General features: G+C 71.5%; 19 protein-coding genes. 8 read left to right on the plus strand and 11 right to left on the minus strand.

The window, feature by feature from the left end; translation table 11 throughout:
* Positions 1 to 35: 35 nt before the first annotated feature.
* Complete coding sequence (locus AC5JJ1_RS22290; protein ID WP_495787306.1) at positions 36 to 338, plus strand: DapH/DapD/GlmU-related protein; 303 nt, start codon at positions 36 to 38, stop codon at positions 336 to 338.
* On the opposite strand, the gene AC5JJ1_RS22295 is transcribed toward AC5JJ1_RS22290, so the two are convergent.
* From AC5JJ1_RS22295 to AC5JJ1_RS22310, 4 genes are all read right to left on the minus strand, one after another.
* On the minus strand, positions 326 to 700 hold the full coding sequence (locus tag AC5JJ1_RS22295) for a hypothetical protein (protein ID WP_495787307.1): 375 nt from the start codon (positions 698 to 700) through the stop codon (positions 326 to 328). The two genes, AC5JJ1_RS22290 and AC5JJ1_RS22295, sit on opposite strands and share 13 nt — an antisense overlap.
* Positions 701 to 788: 88 nt before the next feature.
* Positions 789 to 1754 carry an alpha/beta fold hydrolase gene (locus AC5JJ1_RS22300; RefSeq protein WP_495787308.1) on the minus strand — a complete coding sequence of 322 codons (966 nt, stop codon included), beginning with the start codon at positions 1752 to 1754 and terminating at the stop codon, positions 789 to 791.
* A gap of 11 nt (positions 1755 to 1765) precedes the next feature.
* Positions 1766 to 2554, minus strand: a complete 789-nt coding sequence (locus AC5JJ1_RS22305) for an aldolase (protein ID WP_495787309.1) — start codon at positions 2552 to 2554, stop codon at positions 1766 to 1768.
* Between the two features lie 10 nt (positions 2555 to 2564).
* Positions 2565 to 3449: a VOC family protein gene (locus tag AC5JJ1_RS22310; protein WP_495787310.1), complete on the minus strand. Its 885-nt coding sequence runs from the start codon at positions 3447 to 3449 to the stop codon at positions 2565 to 2567.
* A gap of 113 nt (positions 3450 to 3562) precedes the next feature.
* Here AC5JJ1_RS22310 and AC5JJ1_RS22315 point away from each other — a divergent pair, with 113 nt between their 5' ends.
* The 3 genes from AC5JJ1_RS22315 to AC5JJ1_RS22325 are packed head-to-tail and all read left to right on the plus strand — an operon-like array spanning position 3563 to position 6252.
* Positions 3563 to 4435 (plus strand): MBL fold metallo-hydrolase, encoded by an 873-nt coding sequence (locus AC5JJ1_RS22315; protein WP_495787311.1) that lies wholly within the window; start codon positions 3563 to 3565, stop codon positions 4433 to 4435.
* A 24-nt stretch (positions 4436 to 4459) separates the two neighbouring features.
* Positions 4460 to 5647, plus strand: coding sequence for an FAD-dependent oxidoreductase (locus AC5JJ1_RS22320; protein ID WP_495787312.1), 1188 nt, complete (start codon positions 4460 to 4462; stop codon positions 5645 to 5647).
* 38 nt (positions 5648 to 5685) lie between these two features.
* Entirely contained in the window at positions 5686 to 6252 is a 567-nt protein-coding gene (locus AC5JJ1_RS22325) for a demethoxyubiquinone hydroxylase family protein (protein WP_495787313.1), read from the plus strand.
* 59 nt (positions 6253 to 6311) lie between these two features.
* On the opposite strand, the gene AC5JJ1_RS22330 is transcribed toward AC5JJ1_RS22325, so the two are convergent.
* Both AC5JJ1_RS22330 and AC5JJ1_RS22335 read right to left on the minus strand, forming a co-directional pair.
* A complete protein-coding gene (locus AC5JJ1_RS22330) occupies positions 6312 to 7349 on the minus strand; it encodes an LLM class F420-dependent oxidoreductase (RefSeq protein WP_495787314.1) in 1038 nt (345 codons plus the stop codon).
* 5 nt (positions 7350 to 7354) lie between these two features.
* Positions 7355 to 8305 carry a TIGR03619 family F420-dependent LLM class oxidoreductase gene (locus AC5JJ1_RS22335; protein WP_495787315.1) on the minus strand — a complete coding sequence of 317 codons (951 nt, stop codon included), beginning with the start codon at positions 8303 to 8305 and terminating at the stop codon, positions 7355 to 7357.
* A gap of 88 nt (positions 8306 to 8393) precedes the next feature.
* On the opposite strand from AC5JJ1_RS22335, the gene cofH reads away from it, so the two are divergent.
* Positions 8394 to 10739 carry a 5-amino-6-(D-ribitylamino)uracil--L-tyrosine 4-hydroxyphenyl transferase CofH gene (cofH, locus tag AC5JJ1_RS22340; protein WP_495787316.1) on the plus strand — a complete coding sequence of 782 codons (2346 nt, stop codon included), beginning with the start codon at positions 8394 to 8396 and terminating at the stop codon, positions 10737 to 10739.
* Between the two features lie 57 nt (positions 10740 to 10796).
* Positions 10797 to 11798: a Bug family tripartite tricarboxylate transporter substrate binding protein gene (locus AC5JJ1_RS22345; protein WP_495787317.1), complete on the plus strand. Its 1002-nt coding sequence runs from the start codon at positions 10797 to 10799 to the stop codon at positions 11796 to 11798.
* Here the strand turns inward: AC5JJ1_RS22345 and cofC are convergent.
* From cofC to fgd, 4 genes are read right to left on the minus strand one after another with little or no spacing between them, the layout of a single operon-like run.
* Positions 11788 to 12435 carry a 2-phospho-L-lactate guanylyltransferase gene (cofC, locus tag AC5JJ1_RS22350; protein ID WP_495787318.1) on the minus strand — a complete coding sequence of 216 codons (648 nt, stop codon included), beginning with the start codon at positions 12433 to 12435 and terminating at the stop codon, positions 11788 to 11790. The genes AC5JJ1_RS22345 and cofC overlap by 11 nt on opposite strands.
* Positions 12432 to 13340, minus strand: coding sequence for a 2-phospho-L-lactate transferase (gene cofD, locus AC5JJ1_RS22355; protein WP_495787319.1), 909 nt, complete (start codon positions 13338 to 13340; stop codon positions 12432 to 12434). Before cofD ends, cofC begins: the two co-directional genes overlap by 4 nt.
* Positions 13337 to 14074, minus strand: a complete 738-nt coding sequence (gene cofE, locus AC5JJ1_RS22360; RefSeq protein WP_495787320.1) for a coenzyme F420-0:L-glutamate ligase — start codon at positions 14072 to 14074, stop codon at positions 13337 to 13339. The genes cofD and cofE overlap by 4 nt, the downstream gene beginning before the upstream one ends.
* 3 nt (positions 14075 to 14077) lie before the next feature.
* Positions 14078 to 15082, minus strand: coding sequence for a glucose-6-phosphate dehydrogenase (coenzyme-F420) (gene fgd, locus AC5JJ1_RS22365; protein ID WP_495787321.1), 1005 nt, complete (start codon positions 15080 to 15082; stop codon positions 14078 to 14080).
* 186 nt (positions 15083 to 15268) lie between these two features.
* Between fgd and AC5JJ1_RS22370 the strand changes: the two genes are divergently transcribed.
* Complete coding sequence (locus AC5JJ1_RS22370; RefSeq protein ID WP_495787326.1) at positions 15269 to 16894, plus strand: peptide chain release factor 3; 1626 nt, start codon at positions 15269 to 15271, stop codon at positions 16892 to 16894.
* 140 nt (positions 16895 to 17034) lie between these two features.
* Positions 17035 to 18060, plus strand: coding sequence for a Tle-like phospholipase domain-containing protein (locus AC5JJ1_RS22375; protein ID WP_495787322.1), 1026 nt, complete (start codon positions 17035 to 17037; stop codon positions 18058 to 18060).
* 47 nt (positions 18061 to 18107) lie between these two features.
* On the opposite strand, the gene AC5JJ1_RS22380 is transcribed toward AC5JJ1_RS22375, so the two are convergent.
* The coding region (locus AC5JJ1_RS22380) for a hypothetical protein (RefSeq protein ID WP_495787323.1) at positions 18108 to 18335 on the minus strand (228 nt) is incomplete at its 5' end.

The following is an 18335-nucleotide window of genomic DNA, read 5'->3' on the forward strand; positions in this document are numbered from 1 at the left end:
AGCAGGTCGGCGTGCTTCACCAATTTCAGGTGGTGATGCTGGATCGTGTCATGTTCGAGATCGGCGCTCGGGTGCAGATCGCGTCGGCGATGCAGCTCTGCGTGGCGGCCCATCTGCTGGAGGCGCGGGAGCGGGCGGCCGGGCCGGGATCGGCGCTGCCGATCCGCATCAGGGATGACGCCTGGCTCGGTGGCGGAGCGATCATGCTGCCCGGCGTCCCGGTCGGCGCCGGCAGCGTGGTGGCCGCCGGCGCGATGGTGACGCGGGACGTGCCGGCCGGGGCTCTGGTGGCCAGCTATCCCGCGCGGGTGGTCAAGGCGCTGCCCTACCAGGCATAGGCGGGGCGGTAGGCGACTGGCGGAGGCGGCGCGTAATAGACCGGCGGCGGGACATAATAGGCCGGGGGTGGGGCGTAGTAGACCCGCGGCGGCGGCACGTAGTAGGCCGGCGGCGGGGGCGGCGGGGCGTAGTAGACCGGCGGCGGGGGCGCGGCATAGGCGTTCGCCGCGCCCAGCGCCAGCGCCCCGAGCGCCAGGCCACTGACGATGCCGGCTACCGCAGCGCCGCCGCCGCGATGGTGGTGCGGGCCGCCCCAGCCACCGCCATAGCCGCCCCGGTGCCAGCCCTGGGCTTCGGCGGCGGGGGCGGCGAAGGCGGCGGCGGCAACCAGGGCCGCGGCGGCGGCGATACGGAGTTTCATCTCACAACCCTCCTTGGGTCTGTGCCCGATGAAACAGCCCGATCATGACGGTCCTATGGCAGGAAGCCGGCGGAAAGCGGCCCTCGCTTCAAGAGGTCGGGATGGCGACGCCGCGCAGGAAGTCGATCAGGGCGCGGTTCACCGGCTCCGGCGCCTCCTGCTGAACCCAGTGGCCGACGCCCTCCAGCAGCACGGAGCCGCGCAGCCCGGGCGCTCGCTGCGGCAGCGCCTCCACCGCCCCCTTGGTCCAGCCATAGACCGGGTCCAGCGTGCCGGTGATGAAGAGGCTCGGCTGCTCCACCAGCCGCCCCTGGAAGGGCGCCATCAGCTGCCAGTTGCGGTGGATGTTGCGGTACCAGTTCAGCCCGCCACGGAAGCCGGTGCGGCGGTAGATGGCGGAGAGCGCGGCCAGCTCCTCTGCCGGGAACCAGGCGGGCAGGCTCGGAGGCTCGGCGAGGCTGGCGAGGAAGCCGCCCTCCGGCAGGTCGGGGCGCCAGCGGTCGGCTTCGGGCGGATTGCCGGAGAGGGACCAGAGCGTGCGGCGCAGCGTCACCTCCGCATCACGCTCAAGCTCCGCCTCGGCGACGCCCGGCTCCTGGAAATAGAGTTGATAGAAGCGGTGCCGCCCGGCCCGCCGCAGCGCCTCCACCGGGCTGATCGGCCCGCGCGGGGCGAAGGGCACGCTGAGCCCGGCGACGGCGGGAAAGCGGTCCGGCCGCAGCAGCGCCGCGGTCCAGGCGACGGGCGCGCCCCAGTCATGCCCGACGATCGCCGCCTGGGAGAGGCCGAGCGCATCCACCACTCCGACCATGTCGCCGGCGAGGTGGAGGATCGTGTAGTCCTCGACGGCGGCGGGCGCCTCGGTCTCACCATAGCCGCGCATGTCGGGGGCGATGGCGCGGAAGCCGGCGGCGGCCAGCGCCTCGAGCTGGTGGCGCCAGGAGCGCCAGGATTCCGGGAAGCCGTGGCAGAGCAGCACCGGCGGCCCCTCCCCCGCCTCCGCGACATGCAGGGTGATGCCGCCCGTGACGATGCTGCGGTGGCTGATCGGCATGTGGCGTTTCCCTAGCCGGCGAAGTCCGGCGCCTCCGCGGCGAGGATGCGCTTGATGCTCTCGAGGTGCAGCCGCGCGCTCTCGCGGTCGCCCTCGCGCATCTGCTCATAGGTCTTCTGCGCCAGCTCATGCGGCACCGGCTTGAGCGCGCGGCCGGTGGCCATGGCCAGGCGCTGCGCCTCGCAGGCGCGCTCGAGATAGTAGAGGTCGTCCCAGGCCTCGGCGATGCTGGGGCCAACCACCATGATGCCGTGGTTGCGCATGAAGACGATGTCGGCCTCGCCGATGCTGGCGGCGATGCGGTCGCCCTCCGCCTCGTCCAGCGCCAGGCCGGCATACTCCTCATCGACCACGGTGCGGCCGTAGAATTTCAGCGCCGTCTGCCCGGCCCATGCGAGTGGTGCGCCCTCCAGCATGGCGAGCGCCGTCGCATTCGGCATATGGGTGTGGAAGCAGGCCCGGGCGCGCGGCACGTTCTTGTGGACGCGCGCGTGGATGTAGAAGGCCGTCGCCTCCGGCACGCCCTCGCCGGCGACGACATGGCCGTGGAAGTCGCAGACCAGCAGGCGCGAGGCCGTCACCTCGGAGAAGGCCCATCCATAGGGGTTGACGAGGAAGAGGTCCTCCCGCCCCGGCACCATGGCGCTCAGATGGTTGCAGATGCCCTCATGCAGGCCAAGCTTCGCCGCCATGCGGAAGCAGGCGGCGAGGTCGATGCGCGCCTGCTGCACCGCATCGGCGTCGAGGTCCGAATTGCGCAGGACGGCGGGGGCGGTCGGCGGGGCGAGGCTATGGGCCATGGGGGTTCCTTCAGGCGGGTGGCATCGCGGGCATGAGCGCCTCATGCCCCGGCGCGTAGAGAGAGTTGGTGATCGCCGGGTTGCGGTTGACCAGCGGGCGGCGGAAGAGCGGATGCGTCATGCTGCGGATCTCGTGCTCCATCTGGAACAGGACCCGCCCATCCGCCGGGTCGACGATGTCGATGAAGCGGTACTGGTGCGGGCTGTCCTCCCGGCTGATCAGGCCCCGCGCGGCGAGCTTGGCATGAACGCCGCCGAAATCGGCGAAGGCAAGCTGGATGTGATGGCCGTCATAGGCCGGCTGCGGCGCATCCGTCTCGCAGAAGACGAGATGCTGGCCGGCGGCGACGAGCACCTGCAGCGCGCCCTCCCGCATCGCCGCGGGCGCGCCGATGACCTCATCGTAGAAGCGCTGGATGCCGGGCAGCGTCCCGGGCGGGACGTCGAGCTGCACATAGGGCATGCCGAGATTGATCCGCCCGAAGCGCTCCGCATCCGGCGCATGGACGCGCATGCGGTTGCCCCAGGGGCAGGTGACGGCGACGTGGTCCTCGGCTTCGGAGAAGGCGTAGCGCGTGCCCTCCAGCCAGCGGCGGGCGCGGTGGAGCTGGTGCAGCAGCAACTCACGGCTCGGCGTCACCAGCCCGACCACGCCGCGCAGCACCTGCGCCGGGCCGGCGGGCAGGTGGAACTGGCTGATGCCGGCATTGGCCCACATGTTGTCGAGGCCGGTCATCAGGTAGGGGTCGCGCGTCAGGCCGAGGCCGGTGATGTAGAAGGCCGTCGCCAGCGCCTGGTCGGGCACGCGGAGATTGACGTGCTGCAGCTCCACCGAATTGCCGAGGCTCTCTTCGGTCCGGTCGAAGGGGCATTCGACCTTCCGCATCCCGTCCATGATAGGCTCCTCCGCTCGCGGCGGAGATTGTCCCGCCGGCCCCGGGCCCATGCAAGGGGTATGAGGCGGCCCGCTTCCGGCTAGACTGTTGCGGTGCAAGGCGGAGACGGGCCATGGCGACGAGCTTCCAACTGGGCGACCTCACCATCCACCGGGTGATCGAGCAGGAGGGGCCGATCTTCGACCCCCTGACCTTCTTCCCGAGCCTGGCGCCCGAGGTGCTGGAGGAGAACCGCGCCTGGCTGGAGCCGGGGGCGATCGACCCGGCGACCGGCCATCTGCGCCTTGCCATCCAGAGCTATGTGATCCGCACGCCGCACCATACCATCCTGGTCGACAGCTGCGTCGGCAACCACAAGCAGCGGGCCCAGCCCTTCTGGAACAACAAGACCGACGACACCTGGGAGCGCAACCTGGCCGCGGCCGGCATCGCCCTCGGCGACATCGACTACGTGATGTGCACCCACCTCCATGTTGACCATGTCGGCTGGAACACGCGGCTGGTGGACGGGCGCTGGGTGCCGACCTTCCCCAAGGCGCGCTACCTCTTCGCCGAGCGGGAGGTGGCCCATTGGCAGGCGGAGCATGCCAAGGCGGCGAACCCGGTCTTCGAGGACAGCGTGCTGCCGATCCTCGAGGCCGGGCGCGCGGAGCTGGTGGCCGAGGACCATGGGGTCGGCGACCACCTGCGGCTGACGCCGACGCCAGGCCATACGCCCGGCCATGTCGCCGTCGAGCTCGGCAAGGAGGAGGTGATCGCGGTGCTGACTGGCGACCTCATCCACTCGCCGCTGCAGATGCGCTACCCGGAGCTCTCGATGCGCGCCGATACCGACCGGAAGCAGTCGGCCGAGACGCGGCGGCGCTTCCTCGAATGCCATTGCGACACCGGGCGGCTGGTCTGCACGGCGCATTTCCCCTCCCCCTCCACCGGGCATGTCACGCGCTGGGGTGATGGCTTTCGCTTCATGGCGACGGAGGCGTGAGGCCAAGGGGATAAGGCTAGCGGGATGAGAGTCGGCATCATCGGCTGCGGCGTCGCCGGCAGCGTGCTGGCGGAGATGCTGACGGAGGGGCCCGGCTTCTCCGTCGACATCTTCGACCGCATGCCGCCTGGCCACGAGGAGGAGGCGGGAACGGGCCTCAATTGCGGGCCGAATGCGATGAAGGCGCTGCGCCTCCACCTGCCCGCACGGCATGCGGCGGTGCGCGCCGCCTCGCTGCCCTGGACCCGCTGGATCATCGAGACGGCGGAGGGGCGGCGGCTCCTCGACCTGCCGCTCGCCGAGGTGGCGGAGGAGCCGGGCATCCGCCTGCGCTGGTCGGAGCTCTACCGGCAGTTGCGCGCGCCCGTCGCCGACCTGACCCATCACGAGCTGGAGCTGGTGGCGGTGGAGGAGGATGCGGCCGGCCGCCTCGTCCCAGTTCTGGAGGCGTCGGACGGCGCCCGGATGCGGCCACGCGGCTATGAGCTGCTGGTCGCGGCGGACGGGCGCTATTCCGCGCTGCGGCGGCTGGTGGCCGGGATGCCGCGTCTGGCCCTGCACGGCATCGCCATGACGCGGCTGCTGGTGCCGGATGCGGCGGACTGCCCCTTCGACGAGTACGGCCAGTGGTTCAACGGCAACGCCCGGCTGCTGGCCTACCGGCTGCCGGGCGGCGCGGCCTATATCGCCGGCGGCTTCCCCCTCGCCTCTGCCACAGCCGAGATCCCGCCCGAGGCGAAGACCGCCGCCTTTCAACGCGCCCTCTATACGCCGGAGGGCGGCCAGGCCTGCCCCGCCGTCGCCTGGATGGTGGAGCGCCTCGCCGCCGGCATTGGGCAGATGCACTGGGCCCGGCTGCAGGACTCACCGCTGTTGCGGATGGCCGCCGCCGGGCGGGTGCTGTTCCTCGGCGCTGCGGCGCATGCGATGGTGCCGACGCTTGGCCAGGGCGCCACCCAGGCGATCGAGGACGGCGTCATTGCCGGGGCCGTGCTGCGGCGCGGCGGCGGGGCGGAGGATGTCGGCGCCTGGCGCGACACGCGGATCGAGTTCGTCCGCCGCTTCAGCCTCGAGGCGACGGACACGATGTTCCCGGGCGGCGACCCTGTGAGGGGCTCGATTGCCAAGCGCGAGCCGGAATTTCTCGGGAAGCTCCGGCGGCTCTACACCGACGTGCCGGGGCCGGAGGAATTCGCCCCCGTCCAGGTCTAGGACTTGTTGCGCCGGCAGGCGGCGCCATCTCCGCCGGCATGGACCTGCACGCCCCGACCCTCGACGCCGCCACCATCGCACGCCTTGCCGCCCGCCACCCGCTGCTGATCGGCGACCTCCGCTCCGACCATGCGGGCGAGACGGGGGCGGTGATGATCTATCGCGGCATCCTCGCCTGCTCGCGCGACCCGGCGGTGCGGGACTTCGCCGCCCGGCACCTGGAGACGGAGGCCGGGCACCTCCGCCTGCTGGACGGGCTGCTGGCGCCGGAGCAGCGCAGCCGGCTGCTGCCGATCTGGCGCGTGGCCGGCTGGCTGACCGGGGCCCTGCCGGCGCTGGTCGGGCCGGCGGCGGTGCAGGTGACGATTGAGGCGGTCGAGACCTTCGTCGACCACCACTACCAGGAGCAGATCGACCGGCTGCCCGGGACCGGCGAGGCCGGCGCGGTACGGGCCTTGCTGGAGTATTGCCGGCAGGAGGAGGTCGAGCACCGCGACGAGGCGACGGAGCTGCTCGGCACCGGCCGCGGCTGGCTGGCGCGGCTCTGGGGCGGCATCGTTGGCGGGGGCAGCGCCGCGGCCGTCGCCGCCGCGCGGCGGATCTAGAGCATGACCGCCGAAGGCCGGAACGGCCGGAGGCGCGGACCATGCGACATGACAGTAAGCTAGAGAACGGCCTCAGCCGCCACGCGCAGCGCCTCGGGCGTTGCGCCGGTGAGGACGAGGGTGCCCACCTTCCCCTGCTTCGCCACCGCCTTCCAGTCCTGCAGCCGGCCGCGGATGCGGTCGGCCGGGCCGACCAGCGCGATCTCGTCAACCAGCCTGTCCGGCACTGCGGCCGCCGCCTCCGCCTTGCGGCCGTCGAGGAAGGCGTCCTGGATCGTCGCTGCCGCCTCCTCGTAGCCGAGGCGCTTGCAGTAGTCGTTGTAGAAATTCTTCCCCCGCGCGCCCATGCCGCCGATATAGAGCGCGAGTTCCGGCTTCGCCGCGTCGCGGCAGGCCTGGAGGTCGTCGCCCAGGCGAATCTTGGTGTAAGGTGCGATGTCGTAGCCCTCGAGGCCACGCCCCGCCTTCGCCATGCCCTCGAGCGTCGGCCCGACCACCGCATCGGCGCCTTCCGGCGACATGAAGATCGGCAGGTTGCCATCGGCGATCTCGCCCGAGAGCCGCATGCCGCCCGGCGTGATGGAGGCGGTGTAGATCGGCAGGCTGCGGTCGCCATGGATGATGCTGCGCAAGGGCTTGCCGAGGCCGCTCGCGCCCGGGCCGCGATAGGGGATCTGGTAGTGCTCCCCCTCATGCTCGAGCGGCGCCTCGCGGGCCAGGATGCTGCGGATGATCTCCACATACTCCCGCGTGCGGCCGAGCGGCTTGCCATAGGCCTGGCCATGCCACCCCTCCACCACCTGCGGGCCCGAGGGGCCGATGCCGCAGAGGAAGCGGTTGGACGACAGGGCCTGCAGCGTCATCGCCGTCATCGCCGCGCAGGTCGGCGTGCGGGCCGGCATCTGCATGATGCCGGTGCCGGCCCTGATGCGGGTGGTCCGGGCGAGCACCCAGGCGATGGGCGTCACCGCATCCGTGCCGTAGGATTCGCCGCACCAAACGGCGTCGAAGCCAAGCCGCTCCGCCTCCAGCACGAGGTCCATCTCGAGCTGCGGTTTCGCGCCGCGGATCATGCCGATGGTGATGCCGAGCTTCATCGCCCTCAGACCTTCGCCAGGATGGTGTCGCGGAAGGCGCGCATGGCGTCGAGCGCCCCCTCCGCCGTCTCGCCGGGGAAGGTGAAGTCGACGGCGGCGACGCCGAGCGCTTGCAGCGCGCGCAGGTCGCCCGCGATCTCCGTCGGTGTGCCGGAGAAAAGGCGGCGCTCCCCATCGCCGGCCTTCGCCGGCACCTCCGGCCCGAATTTCTGCACCCGGTAGGCGAGCGCCACCGCCGCCGGGTCGCGGCCGGCGGCGCGGACCAGGCCGTGCAGCTTCTCGATGGCGGCGCCGTAGCGGGCGAGGCTGTCGAGCGGGAAGGACGGGTTGGTCCCGATCGGATACCAGCCATCGCCGAGCCGCGCCGCCCGCCGCAGCGCCGGGCCGCTCTCGCCGCCGACCCAGATGGGCAGCGGATCCTGCACCGGCTTCGGCGCGAAGCCTATGTTGCCGAAGCGCACATGCTCCCCGGCGAAGCGCGGCTCCTCCTCCGTCCAGAGCGCGCGGGCGGCGAGGATGTACTCGTCCGTCACACGGCCGCGGGCCTCGAAATCGGGCGCCTGCAGGGCCTCGAATTCCTCGCGCAGCCAGCCGGCGCCGATGCCGACCGTGAGCCGCCCGCCCGAGAGCACGTCGATGGTGGAGAGGATCTTGGCCGCCAGCATCGCCGGGCGGTGCGGCACCACCATCACGGAGGTGACGATGCGCAAGCGTTCCGTCTTTGCTGCGAGGAACATCGCCTGGGTCAGCTGCTCATGCCGCTCGCCGCGGCTGCTGGCCGGGAACTCGCCGGTATCGGTGTAGGGGTACTTCGCCCCGATCTCGCGCGGGATCACCACATGGTCGCTGACGGTCGCGTAGTGGAAACCGAGCGCCTCGGCGCCCTGGGCCAGGCGGGTCAGCGCCTCCGGCGTCGCCAGCGGCCCGCCGCTCGGCGCATTGAAGCCGATCTGCATGCTGTCCGTCTCCTTCCCCGCGGCGTTGCGTCCCGCAGGGCTCTGCCACAGGATGTGGCGAGCCCGGGGGACGGGCAAGGGTGACGGGATGGATGCGCTTCTGAACCGGCCGCTTTCGGCGCTGATGGCGGAGGCCGCGGCCCTGCGCGATGCAGGGCATGGACGGCTCTTCTCCTATTCGCGGAAGGTCTTCATTCCGCTCACTAAGCTCTGCCGCGATGTCTGCCACTACTGCACCTTCGCCGAGAAGCCGCGGCGGGGCCAGAACCCCTACCTGACGCCGGAGGAGGTGCTGGCCATCGCCCGCGCCGGCGCCGCGGCCGGCTGCACGGAGGCGCTCTTCACCCTCGGCGACAAGCCGGAGCTGCGCTGGCCCGCGGCGCGGGAGGCGCTGGATGCGCTCGGCTACGCCAGCACCATCGACTACCTCGCCGCCATGTGCGGCCTGGTGTTGAAGGAGACCGGGCTGCTGCCGCATGCCAATCCCGGCGTGATGATGCGGGACGAGATCGCCGCGCTGCGCGAGGTGACGGCGAGCCAGGGCCTCATGCTGGAGGGCACCAGCGCGCGCCTCTCGGCGCCGGGCGGCGTGCATTACGGCAGCCCGGACAAGGACCCGGCGCTCAGGCTCGGCGTGCTGCGGATGGCAGGCGACCTGCGCGTGCCCTTCACCACCGGCATCCTGATCGGCATCGGCGAGACGCGCGCGGAGCGGATCGAGGCGCTGCAGGCCATCGCCGATCTGCAAGCCGAGCATAGCCACATCCAGGAAGTCATCATCCAGAATTTCCGCGCCAAGCCTGGCACGAAGCTCGCGGGCGCGGCGGAGCCGAATCTCGGCGACCTGCTCTGGACCATCGCGGTCGCGCGCATCCTGCTCGGCCCGGCGATGAACATCCAGGCGCCGCCCAACCTCTCGCCCGGCATCTACCAGCAGCTGGTCGCGGCCGGGCTGAACGACTGGGGCGGGGTCTCGCCCGTCACCATCGACCATGTGAATCCCGAGGCGCCCTGGCCGGAGATCGAGGCACTGGCGGCGCGAACGGCGGAAGCCGGCAAGGTGCTCGTCCAGCGCCTCCCCGCCTACCCCACCTATGTCCGCGCCGCCGAGCAATGGATCTCCCCCGCCGTCGCGCCACGGCTGCGCCAGGCGAGCGATGCCGAGGGCTGGGCGCGCGAGGATCGCTGGTCGCCGGGCGAGCTGGCGCCGCCGGTCCTGCCCGCGCCGCGCCTTGCGGCGCCGGATGCAGCGCTCGCGCGCGAGGTCGAGCGGGCCGCGGGCGGGGCGAGGCTCGAGCCCGCCGCGATCATGCGCCTCTTTGCCGCACGCGATGCGGATTTCGCTCATGTCACGCGGGCGGCAGATGCGCTGCGCGCCGCAGTCTCCGGCGAGACGGTGCGCTACGTCGTCAACCGCAACATCAACTATACCAATATCTGCACCTATCGCTGCCGCTTCTGCGCCTTCAGCAAGGGCCGCACGCATGCAGTGCTGCGCGGGCCGGCTTACGACCTCGATCATGGCGAGATCGTCCGTCGCGCCGTCGAGGCCTGGGACCGCGGCGCGACGGAGGTCTGCCTCCAGGGCGGCATCCATCCCGACTACACGGGCGAAACCTATGAGGGCATCTGCCGCGCCATCCGCGCCGTGCTGCCGGAGATGCACATCCACGCCTTCTCGCCGCTCGAGGTGACGCAGGGCGCGGCGACGCTCGGCCTCACGCTCACCAACTACCTGGCGCGGCTCAAGGCGGTTGGCCTCGGCACGCTGCCGGGCACGGCAGCGGAGATCCTCGATGACGAGATCCGCGCCATCATCTGCCCGGACAAGGTGACAACGGCTGAGTGGCTGGCGGTGGCGCGGGCGGCGCATGGCCTCGGCCTCCGCAGCACGGCGACGATCATGTTCGGCCATGTCGAGGCCTCACTGAATTGGGCCCGGCACCTGCTCGCGCTGCGCGACCTGCAGGCGGAAACGGGCGGCTTCACCGAGTTCGTCCCCCTCCCCTTCGTCGCCATGGAGGCGCCGATGTTCCTCAAGGGCCAGGCCCGCCGCGGCCCCACCTTCCGCGAGGCGCTGCTGATGCACAGCGTCGCGCGCCTCGTCCTGCATCCGCATATCCCAAACATCCAGACGAGTTGGGTGAAGATGGGCCCGCAGGGCGCGGCGATGGCGCTCCGGGCCGGGGCGAACGACCTCGGCGGCACGCTGATGAATGAGAGCATCAGCCGTGCCGCCGGCACGCAGCATGGGCAGGAATTCCCGCCCGCCGCCATGGAGGCGCTGATCCGCTCCATCGGCCGCGCGCCGGCCCAACGGACGACGCTCTACGGCCCGGTGCCCGAGGCGCGGCGGCATGCGGCTTTCGAGGCGGCGGAGCTGGCGCCGGTGGTGCAGACGGCGCCGAGACGGCGGGAGCCGGTCGGCGGCTGATCGCCTTTTCGGCGCTTCTGCGTTATGGGGGCGCCGAACCTCTTGCCGGAGAGCGAGATGCCTCAACGCCGCCTGCTGCTGACGGCCGCCGCCCTCAGCCTGCCCGCCATCGGCCTGTCCTCCAGGGCCGCCCTTGCCCAATCCTTCCCCGAGCGCGCGCTCCGCATCGTCGTGCCCTTCGCCCCCGGCGGTGCCGTCGACCTCACCGGCCGGCTGCTGGCGGAGCAGCTCCAGCCTGCGCTCGGGCAAAACGTCGTCGTCGAGAATCGCGGCGGCGCCGGCGGCAACCTCGGCGCCGATGCGGTGGCGAAGGCAGAGAAGGACGGCTACTCGGTGCTGCTCGGCTCGGCGAACATCCTGTGCGCCAACAAATTCCTCTTCCGCAAGTCGATGCCGCTCGACCCCATGCGCGACCTGGCGCCGGTGACGCGGGTGACGACGGGCACGGTCGTGCTGATCGTCAACGGCCGCAGCCCCTACAAGAGCTTCCAGGAGCTGATCGTGGCGGCGAAGAAGGACCCGGGCAGGCTCACCATGGGCTCCTCCGGCACCGGGACGGTCAGCCACCTCACCATCGAATCGGTGAAGCGCGCGGCGGGCGTCGACATCACCCACGTGCCCTATCGCGGCGGCGGGCCGGCCTTCCAGGACCTGCTGGCGGGCAATATCGACCTGATGTTCGACGTGATCCCGGCGGCGATCGGCAACATCCGCGAGGGCGCCTTCCGCCCGCTCGCCGTCGGCAGCGCGGACCGCATCACCTATGTGCCGGAGCTGCGCGAGGTGCCCTCGATGAGGGAGCTGCTGCCGGGCTCCAACATCGACATGCAGAGCTGGTACGGCATCAATGCGCCGGCCGGGACGCCGGCGGACCGCATCGCCATCCTGCATCGCGCGCTCACGCAGGTGGTGCGCGCGGATGCCTTCCGCCAGAAGATGGAGCCGATCGGCTTCGCCCCCATCGCGGATGAGTCGCCGGCCGCCTATGGCGAGTACATGCGGGCGCAGGAGAAGGTCTGGCAGAAGCTCGTCGAGGAATCGGGCGCCACTATGGAGTGAGGCCGTTCTCCCGCAGGAAGCCGAGGGTCCGCGTACCCGCGGCTTCCGGCAGGCGGGCGAAGGCGGCGAGGTCGGCGGGGTGGTCGATGTCCATCCCGATCCCCGGCAGCAGGACGGTGCGCGGCACGATACCCGCGGCGCGGGCCGCGGCGAGATGCGGGACATAGCTGTCCTCGCCGAAGCGGAGCGGCACGGCGAGGGGCGGCGACATCGCCACGGCATTCGAGCCGAGCTCGTCATGCGCAGGCGCGATGGTGAAGGCCGGCACCTCGCCATGCGCGGCGAGCACGGCCTCGATCTCGGCCGGCGTGACGGCGGGGATGTCGCCGGGGAGAGTGATGATGCTGCCCGCGCCCTCGGCGGCCAGAGCCCGGGCGGCGGCGGTGACGCTGCCGGTATGGCCGTCCCGCGCGCCCTCGGTCAGCACGCGGGCGCCGCTGCGTCGGGCCAGCGCCGTCGCCCAGGGATCGAGCGTCACCAGCGCCACGCCGCAGAGGCCGCGGGCTGCCAGGAGCGCTGCCAGCACCTCCTCGATCATCACCTGCATCAGCGCCATGCGCTGCGCCGGAGCGAGCGCCGGGGAGAGGCGCTGCTTCGCGCCCGCCAGCTCCTTCACCGGCAGGATGGCCCAGATCATGCCGCGCCCAGCACCACGCGCGCGAGGGCGATTTTGTCCTCGAGGCTCCGCATCAGCGTCGGCGCGCGGAGGATGCGGGCGGCGATGCCCGCCGCGTCGTCGCCGGGTTCCATGACGTAATGGGTCAGCAGGTCGGCATAGCGGGCGGCGACGGCGGCGGCGCTCGGCGCGATGCCGGCCTGTTCGAACATGCGCGCGGTCGGCCCCTTCACCGCCTGGCCGGCGATGATGGGCGAGACGGCGGTGACCGGGGCGCCGCAGCCGGCAATGGCCTCGCGCAGGCCCGGCAGGGCCAGGATCGGCTCGATGCTGATGAAGGGGTTGGACGGGCAGATCACCACGGCGCGCGGGCCGGCGCCCAGTACCTCCAGCAGCAGCGGGTTCGGCCGCGCCTCGGCGGCACCTGCGAATTCGATGCGGTGCACCGGCGGCCGCGTCTGGTCGCGCACGAACCAGTCCTGGAAGCCGGTCCAGCCGCCCTCGCTCAGGATCCGGGTGCGCACCGCATCGTCGCTCATCGGCAGGATGCGCGGCCGCACCCCGAGGCGATGCGCGATATCGGCGGTGATGGCGGTGAGGCCTTCCCCGGCACGGAGACGGCGCGTGCGCTCGATATGCAGGGCGAGGTCGCGGTCGCCGAGGCGGAACCAGGTCTCGCCGCCGATGCTCGCCAGCGTCTCCATGAAGGCCCAGGTCTCGTCGCGGCGGCCCCAGCCGAGCTCCTGGTTGTCGAGCCCCGCGAGCGCATAGGTCAGCGTGTCGATGTCGGGCGAGATGCTGAGGCCGAGATGCTCGAAGTCGTCGCCGGTGTTAGCGACGACCAGCAGCTCGTCCGGCGGCAGGCAATGGCTCAGGCCGAGCGCCAGCTTGGCGCCGCCGATGCCGCCCGAGAGCGCGACGATCATCGGAAGAGATCCTCGGCTTCGGGCCGCAGCAGGGCGGCGGCCGGGTTGGGCGCGGCGTCCCACTCGAGGCCGCGCACCAGCACCACCGGCTGCGCCTCGGCGCCCTGGCCCTGCAGCAGGGAGGCGGCAGCGGCGATCTCGTCGGCGAAGCCGCTGATGCTGACCTGCAGCTTGCGGCCGAAGAGGTCCGGCCTGCCGCGCAGGTCCCAGAGTGCGGGCAGCCCCGCCGCGCCGATCGCGACGCCGACCGTGCCGCGGCGCCAGGCGCGGCCGAAGCTGTCGGTGATCACGACCGGGCAGCCAAGGCGCGCCGAGAGCACCGCGGCGCTGCCGTCCGGGTCACGCGGCAGCAGCAGCGCATGCCCCTCCTCGCCGAGATTCGACTGGTCGATCCCGGCATTCGCCATGACGAAGCCGAGGCGGTGCTGCACGATCAGCAGGCCGGGCCGGGCGCGCACCACGCGCTGGCTTTCCGACAGCACCAGCTCGACGAAGCGCGGGTCCTTCTGCACCCGCTCCGCCAGCGCCAGCGCCTCCGCCGATGGCGTGACGGAGGCGAGCGAAACGCTCCGTCTCTCGGCCTTGCTGACGATCTTCTGCGCCAGCACCAGCACGTCATCGCGGCGCAGCGCGAGGCCGGCGCGGGCAAGCCCGGCCTCAATCAGCGCGACGAGGTCGTCCCCCGCCCGCACCATCGGCAGGCCGGGCAGCGCATGCATTTCCAGCCGTTGCACGGTTTAGCCGAAGCGGCGGCGGAGCAGCGGCAAGACCTGCTCTCCATAGAGGCGGAGAAAGCGCGCCTGGTCCGGCCCCGGCGCATGGAAGACGAGGTGGTTGAAGCCGAGCGCCACATATTCGCCGATGCGCTCGACATGCTCCTCCGCATCCGAGGAGACGATCCAGCGGCTGGCGGCGCGCTCGAGCGGCAGGGCATCGGCCAGCCGTTCCATCTCCGCCGGGTCCTCGACCGACATCTTCTCCTCGGGCGACAGGGCCAGCGCCGCCCAGTGGCGGGTATCCTCCAGCGCTCTCTGCTTGTCGGTGTCGAAGGAGACCTTCACCTCGATCATGCGGTCGTAGCCTGGCTTCGGCGCACCGGCCGCCTCGAGCCCGGCGGCGAGGTTGGGCAGCAGCGTCTCGGTATAGAGCTCCCGCTTCTTGCCGCTGGTGCAGATGAAGCCGTCGCCGGCGCGGCCGGCATATTTGGCGACGAGGGCGCCGGCGGCGGCGACATAGATCGGCACCATATGCTCCGGCCGGTCGTAGATCGTCGCGCGGTCGGTGCGGTAGTACTGCCCCTCGAAGCTGACGCGCTCCTCCGACCAGAGCTTCCGCATCAGCTGCACCGCCTCGCGCAGCCGGGCGAAGCGCTCCTTGAACTCCGGCCAGGGCGCGCCGGTGGAGGGCACCTCGTTCAGCCCCTCGCCCGTGCCGATGCCGAGGATGACGCGGCCGGGATACATCGACCCCAGCGTGCCGAAGGCCTGTGCGACGATGGAAGGGTGGTAGCGGAAGGTGGGCGTCAGCACGCTCGTCCCCATCACCAGCCGCTGCGTCCGCGCCCCGAGCGCGCCGAGCCAGACCAGCGAGTTGGGCGCATGGCCGTCGGTATGCTTCCAGGGCTGGAAATGGTCGGAGATGAAGCAGGAATCGAAGCCCACCTCCTCGGCGAGGATGCCGAATTCCAGCAGCGTCGCCGGCGCGAATTGTTCCGCCGAGGCCTTGTAGCCGAGCGTCAGCATGGCATCCCTTTCCCGCAGCGGCGCGATGCCGGGGCCCCTCTGCGCCCCGCACCCATCCCCTGCCCGCTTGCCGGCCAGGATCGCGCCGCCGGCCCGGCCTGTCCACTGGCTCTGGCCTTTCGCCGCCTGGGCGCCTAGATCGAGGGGAACAGACCCCCATTTTCAAGAGACGCGCCCGTGGACGCAATGACCCCGGCCGAGCTCTCCGCCACGGCACCGAACCAGGTTTCGGCCGAGGCGGGGCGCCGGCGCACCTTCGCCATCATCGCCCACCCCGATGCCGGCAAGACGACGCTGACCGAGAAGCTGCTGCTGCGCGGCGGCGCCATCCAACTGGCGGGGGCCGTGCGCGCCAAGGGCAATGCGCGCCGCACCCGGTCAGACTGGATGAAGATCGAGCAGGATCGCGGCATCTCCGTTGCGACCTCGGTGATGACCTTCGAGCGCGGCGGGCTGATCTTCAACCTCCTGGACACGCCGGGCCACGAGGATTTCTCCGAGGACACCTACCGGACGCTCACCGCCGTCGATGCCGCCGTGATGGTGCTGGACGCTGCCAAGGGCATCGAGGCGCAGACCCGGAAGCTCTTCGAGGTCTGCCGGCTGCGCGACATCCCGATCATCACCTTCGTCAACAAGATGGACCGCGAGGCGCGCGACCCCTTCGAGCTGATCGACGAGATCGAGAAGACGCTGGCGCTGGACGCGGCCCCCGTCGCCTGGCCGGTCGGGCGGGCGAGCGAGTTCGCCGGGACCTGGGACATGCTGGCGCGGCACTTCCTCCCCGTCGATGCGGATGACCGCTCGGCCGTCTCGCTTTCCGGCCCGGACGACCCGAAGCTGGCGGAGCTGGTCGGGCCGGAGCGCGCTGCGGCGCTGGCGGAGGAGGTCGGGCTCGCCGAGGCGGCCTGCCCCGAGTTCGACCTGGAGGCCTTCCGCCAGGGCACCCTCACCCCGGTCTTCTTCGGCAGCGCGCTGCGCGACTTCGGCATCGGCCACCTGCTGGACGGCCTCGCCCGCTACGCCCCGCCGCCGCAGAGCCGCAGCGCCGATGCCCGGCCCGTGGAGCCGGGCGAGGCGGCGCTGACCGGCTTCGTCTTCAAGGTCCAGGCCAATATGGACCCGAACCACCGCGACCGCGTCGCCTTCGTCCGCCTCTGCTCCGGGCGGCTGGTGAAGGGGATGCGGCTGAAGCAGGTCCGCACCGGCAAGCAGGTGCCGGTCAACGCCCCCCTCTTCTTCTTCGCCAAAGACCGGCAGGTGGCGGAGGAGGCCTGGCCCGGCGACGTGGTGGGCGTCGCCAATCACGGCACCTTGCGCATCGGCGACACTCTGACGGAGGGCGAGGCGATCAACTTCCGGGGCGTGCCGAGCTTCGCGCCGGAGATCCTGCGCCATGTCCGGCTTGAGGACCCGATGCTGGCGAAGAAGCTGAAGACGGCGCTCTCGCAGCTTGCCGAGGAGGGCGTGGTGCAGCTCTTCCGCCCGCTCGACGGGTCGAACCCCGTGGTCGGCGTCGTCGGGCAGCTGCAGCTTGATGTGCTGCAGAGCCGCCTCAAGGTCGAATATGGCGTGCCGGCCGGCTTCGACGACACGATGTGGCAGATGATGCGCTGGGTCACCGGTGACGATCGCGCCGCGCTCGATCGTTTCGCCGCCACGAACCGCCGCGATGCGGGCGAGGACCATGACGGCGCGCTCGTCGCCTTCTTCGGCTCCGACTGGCGGCGCAAGCGGGCGGAGGAGGAATGGCCGATGCTCCGCTTCCACGCCGTCCGCGAGCAGCACGGGCTGGAACTCGCCAAGCGCTGACCGCGGAACCCGGGGCGAGGGCCGCGTGTTCTCTCGGCGAAAGCCGCGCCGGGCCTCGCCCCGGATAAGCCGGCGGGGCCTGCCTTGGGCGGGCTCCTCGCCCCCGCGGTGGCGGGCGGCTGCAACGCAGGAGAGACCCAGTGACGACAGCGACAGACGCTGCGCTCGCGCAGCTTTCGCTCAACGCCTATTCCAATACCCCGGTGGCGCTGCCCGCCGGCTTCACGCCTGCCGCTGACCTGCCCGTTGCCCTCGGCGCCGGGCAGAGCTTCGCGGGTGGCCTCTACCAGAGCGACAACTCGGCCGCGCTGGTGACCGAGGGCGTGGTGGACGGCCAGGAAAGCCTCATCATCGCCTTTCGCGGCAGCGACGACCAGCAGGACAGCCTGAACGACCTGCAGAACATCAATGCCGACTACGGGGACTTCACCTCGCTGTTCCAGGCGGTGGACCAGGCTGCGGCGAGCGGGCGCTACGACCAGGTCGTGGTGACGGGCCACAGCCTCGGCGGGTCGCTCGCGCAGCAATACATGGCGGCGCATCCCGACCAGGCGGGCGTGACCTATGACGCCGTGACCTTCGGCTCGCCGGGCGCGATCCTGCCGGCGGGCGAGGATGCGCGGATCACCAATTTCGTCATCGCCGACGACCCGGCCGTGGCGCTCGGCGCCCACCGGGCGGAGATCGGCGCGGTGCTGCGGGCCGACCCGACGCTGGCGAACCTCGCCGCCTGCAAGGCTGCGGAGGAGCTGCCCGGCCTCACCGAGGAGCAGGCGCTGGCGACCATCAACAGCCTGACCGTGAACTACGAGAACCGCGGCGACATCGTGCTGCTGCCGGGCAAGAGCGCCGACCTCTCGCCGCAGGCGAGCATCGCCGGCCTTGCCCAGCTCGATGCCGCCCAGCATGCGCCGGGGCTCTATGCCACCAGCACCGCGACGGCGGCTGCTTCGCCGGAGCCGGAGCTCACCGTGCCGGAGACGGGGACGACGGATCCGCAGCTTCTCGCCCTCCGCAGCATCTACGACAGCGACGGCGGCGATCCGCAGGTCTTCCAGGCGCTGATCGATGGCTGGCGGCAGGATGTGCAGGCGGAGGCGAACGACGTCTTCACCACCGTCCGCGACGAACTCGCCGCGATCGGGCAGGACCTGAACCTGATCTAAGGCTGCCCGAGCAGCCGGAGGATCTCCCGCAGCCAGGCCGCCGTCGACTACCCGTTCGCCGAAGGGTCGATATCCGGCTCGAGATGGCGGAGGAAGGCGGCATCGGCCAGGCTGCCGGGATGGTTGGCGAGGAAGCGGCGGATGTCGGCGGCAAGCACCGCCCGCTCCACTGGCGCCGTCACTCGCCGCACCTCGGCCATGATCTCCGCATCGGTACCGTCTAGCAGCCTGTTGGATTTGGGTTTGCCGGTGGTTTGTTGGGTGGCGAGAGGGTC

It is taken from the genome of Belnapia sp. (assembly GCF_059504005.1).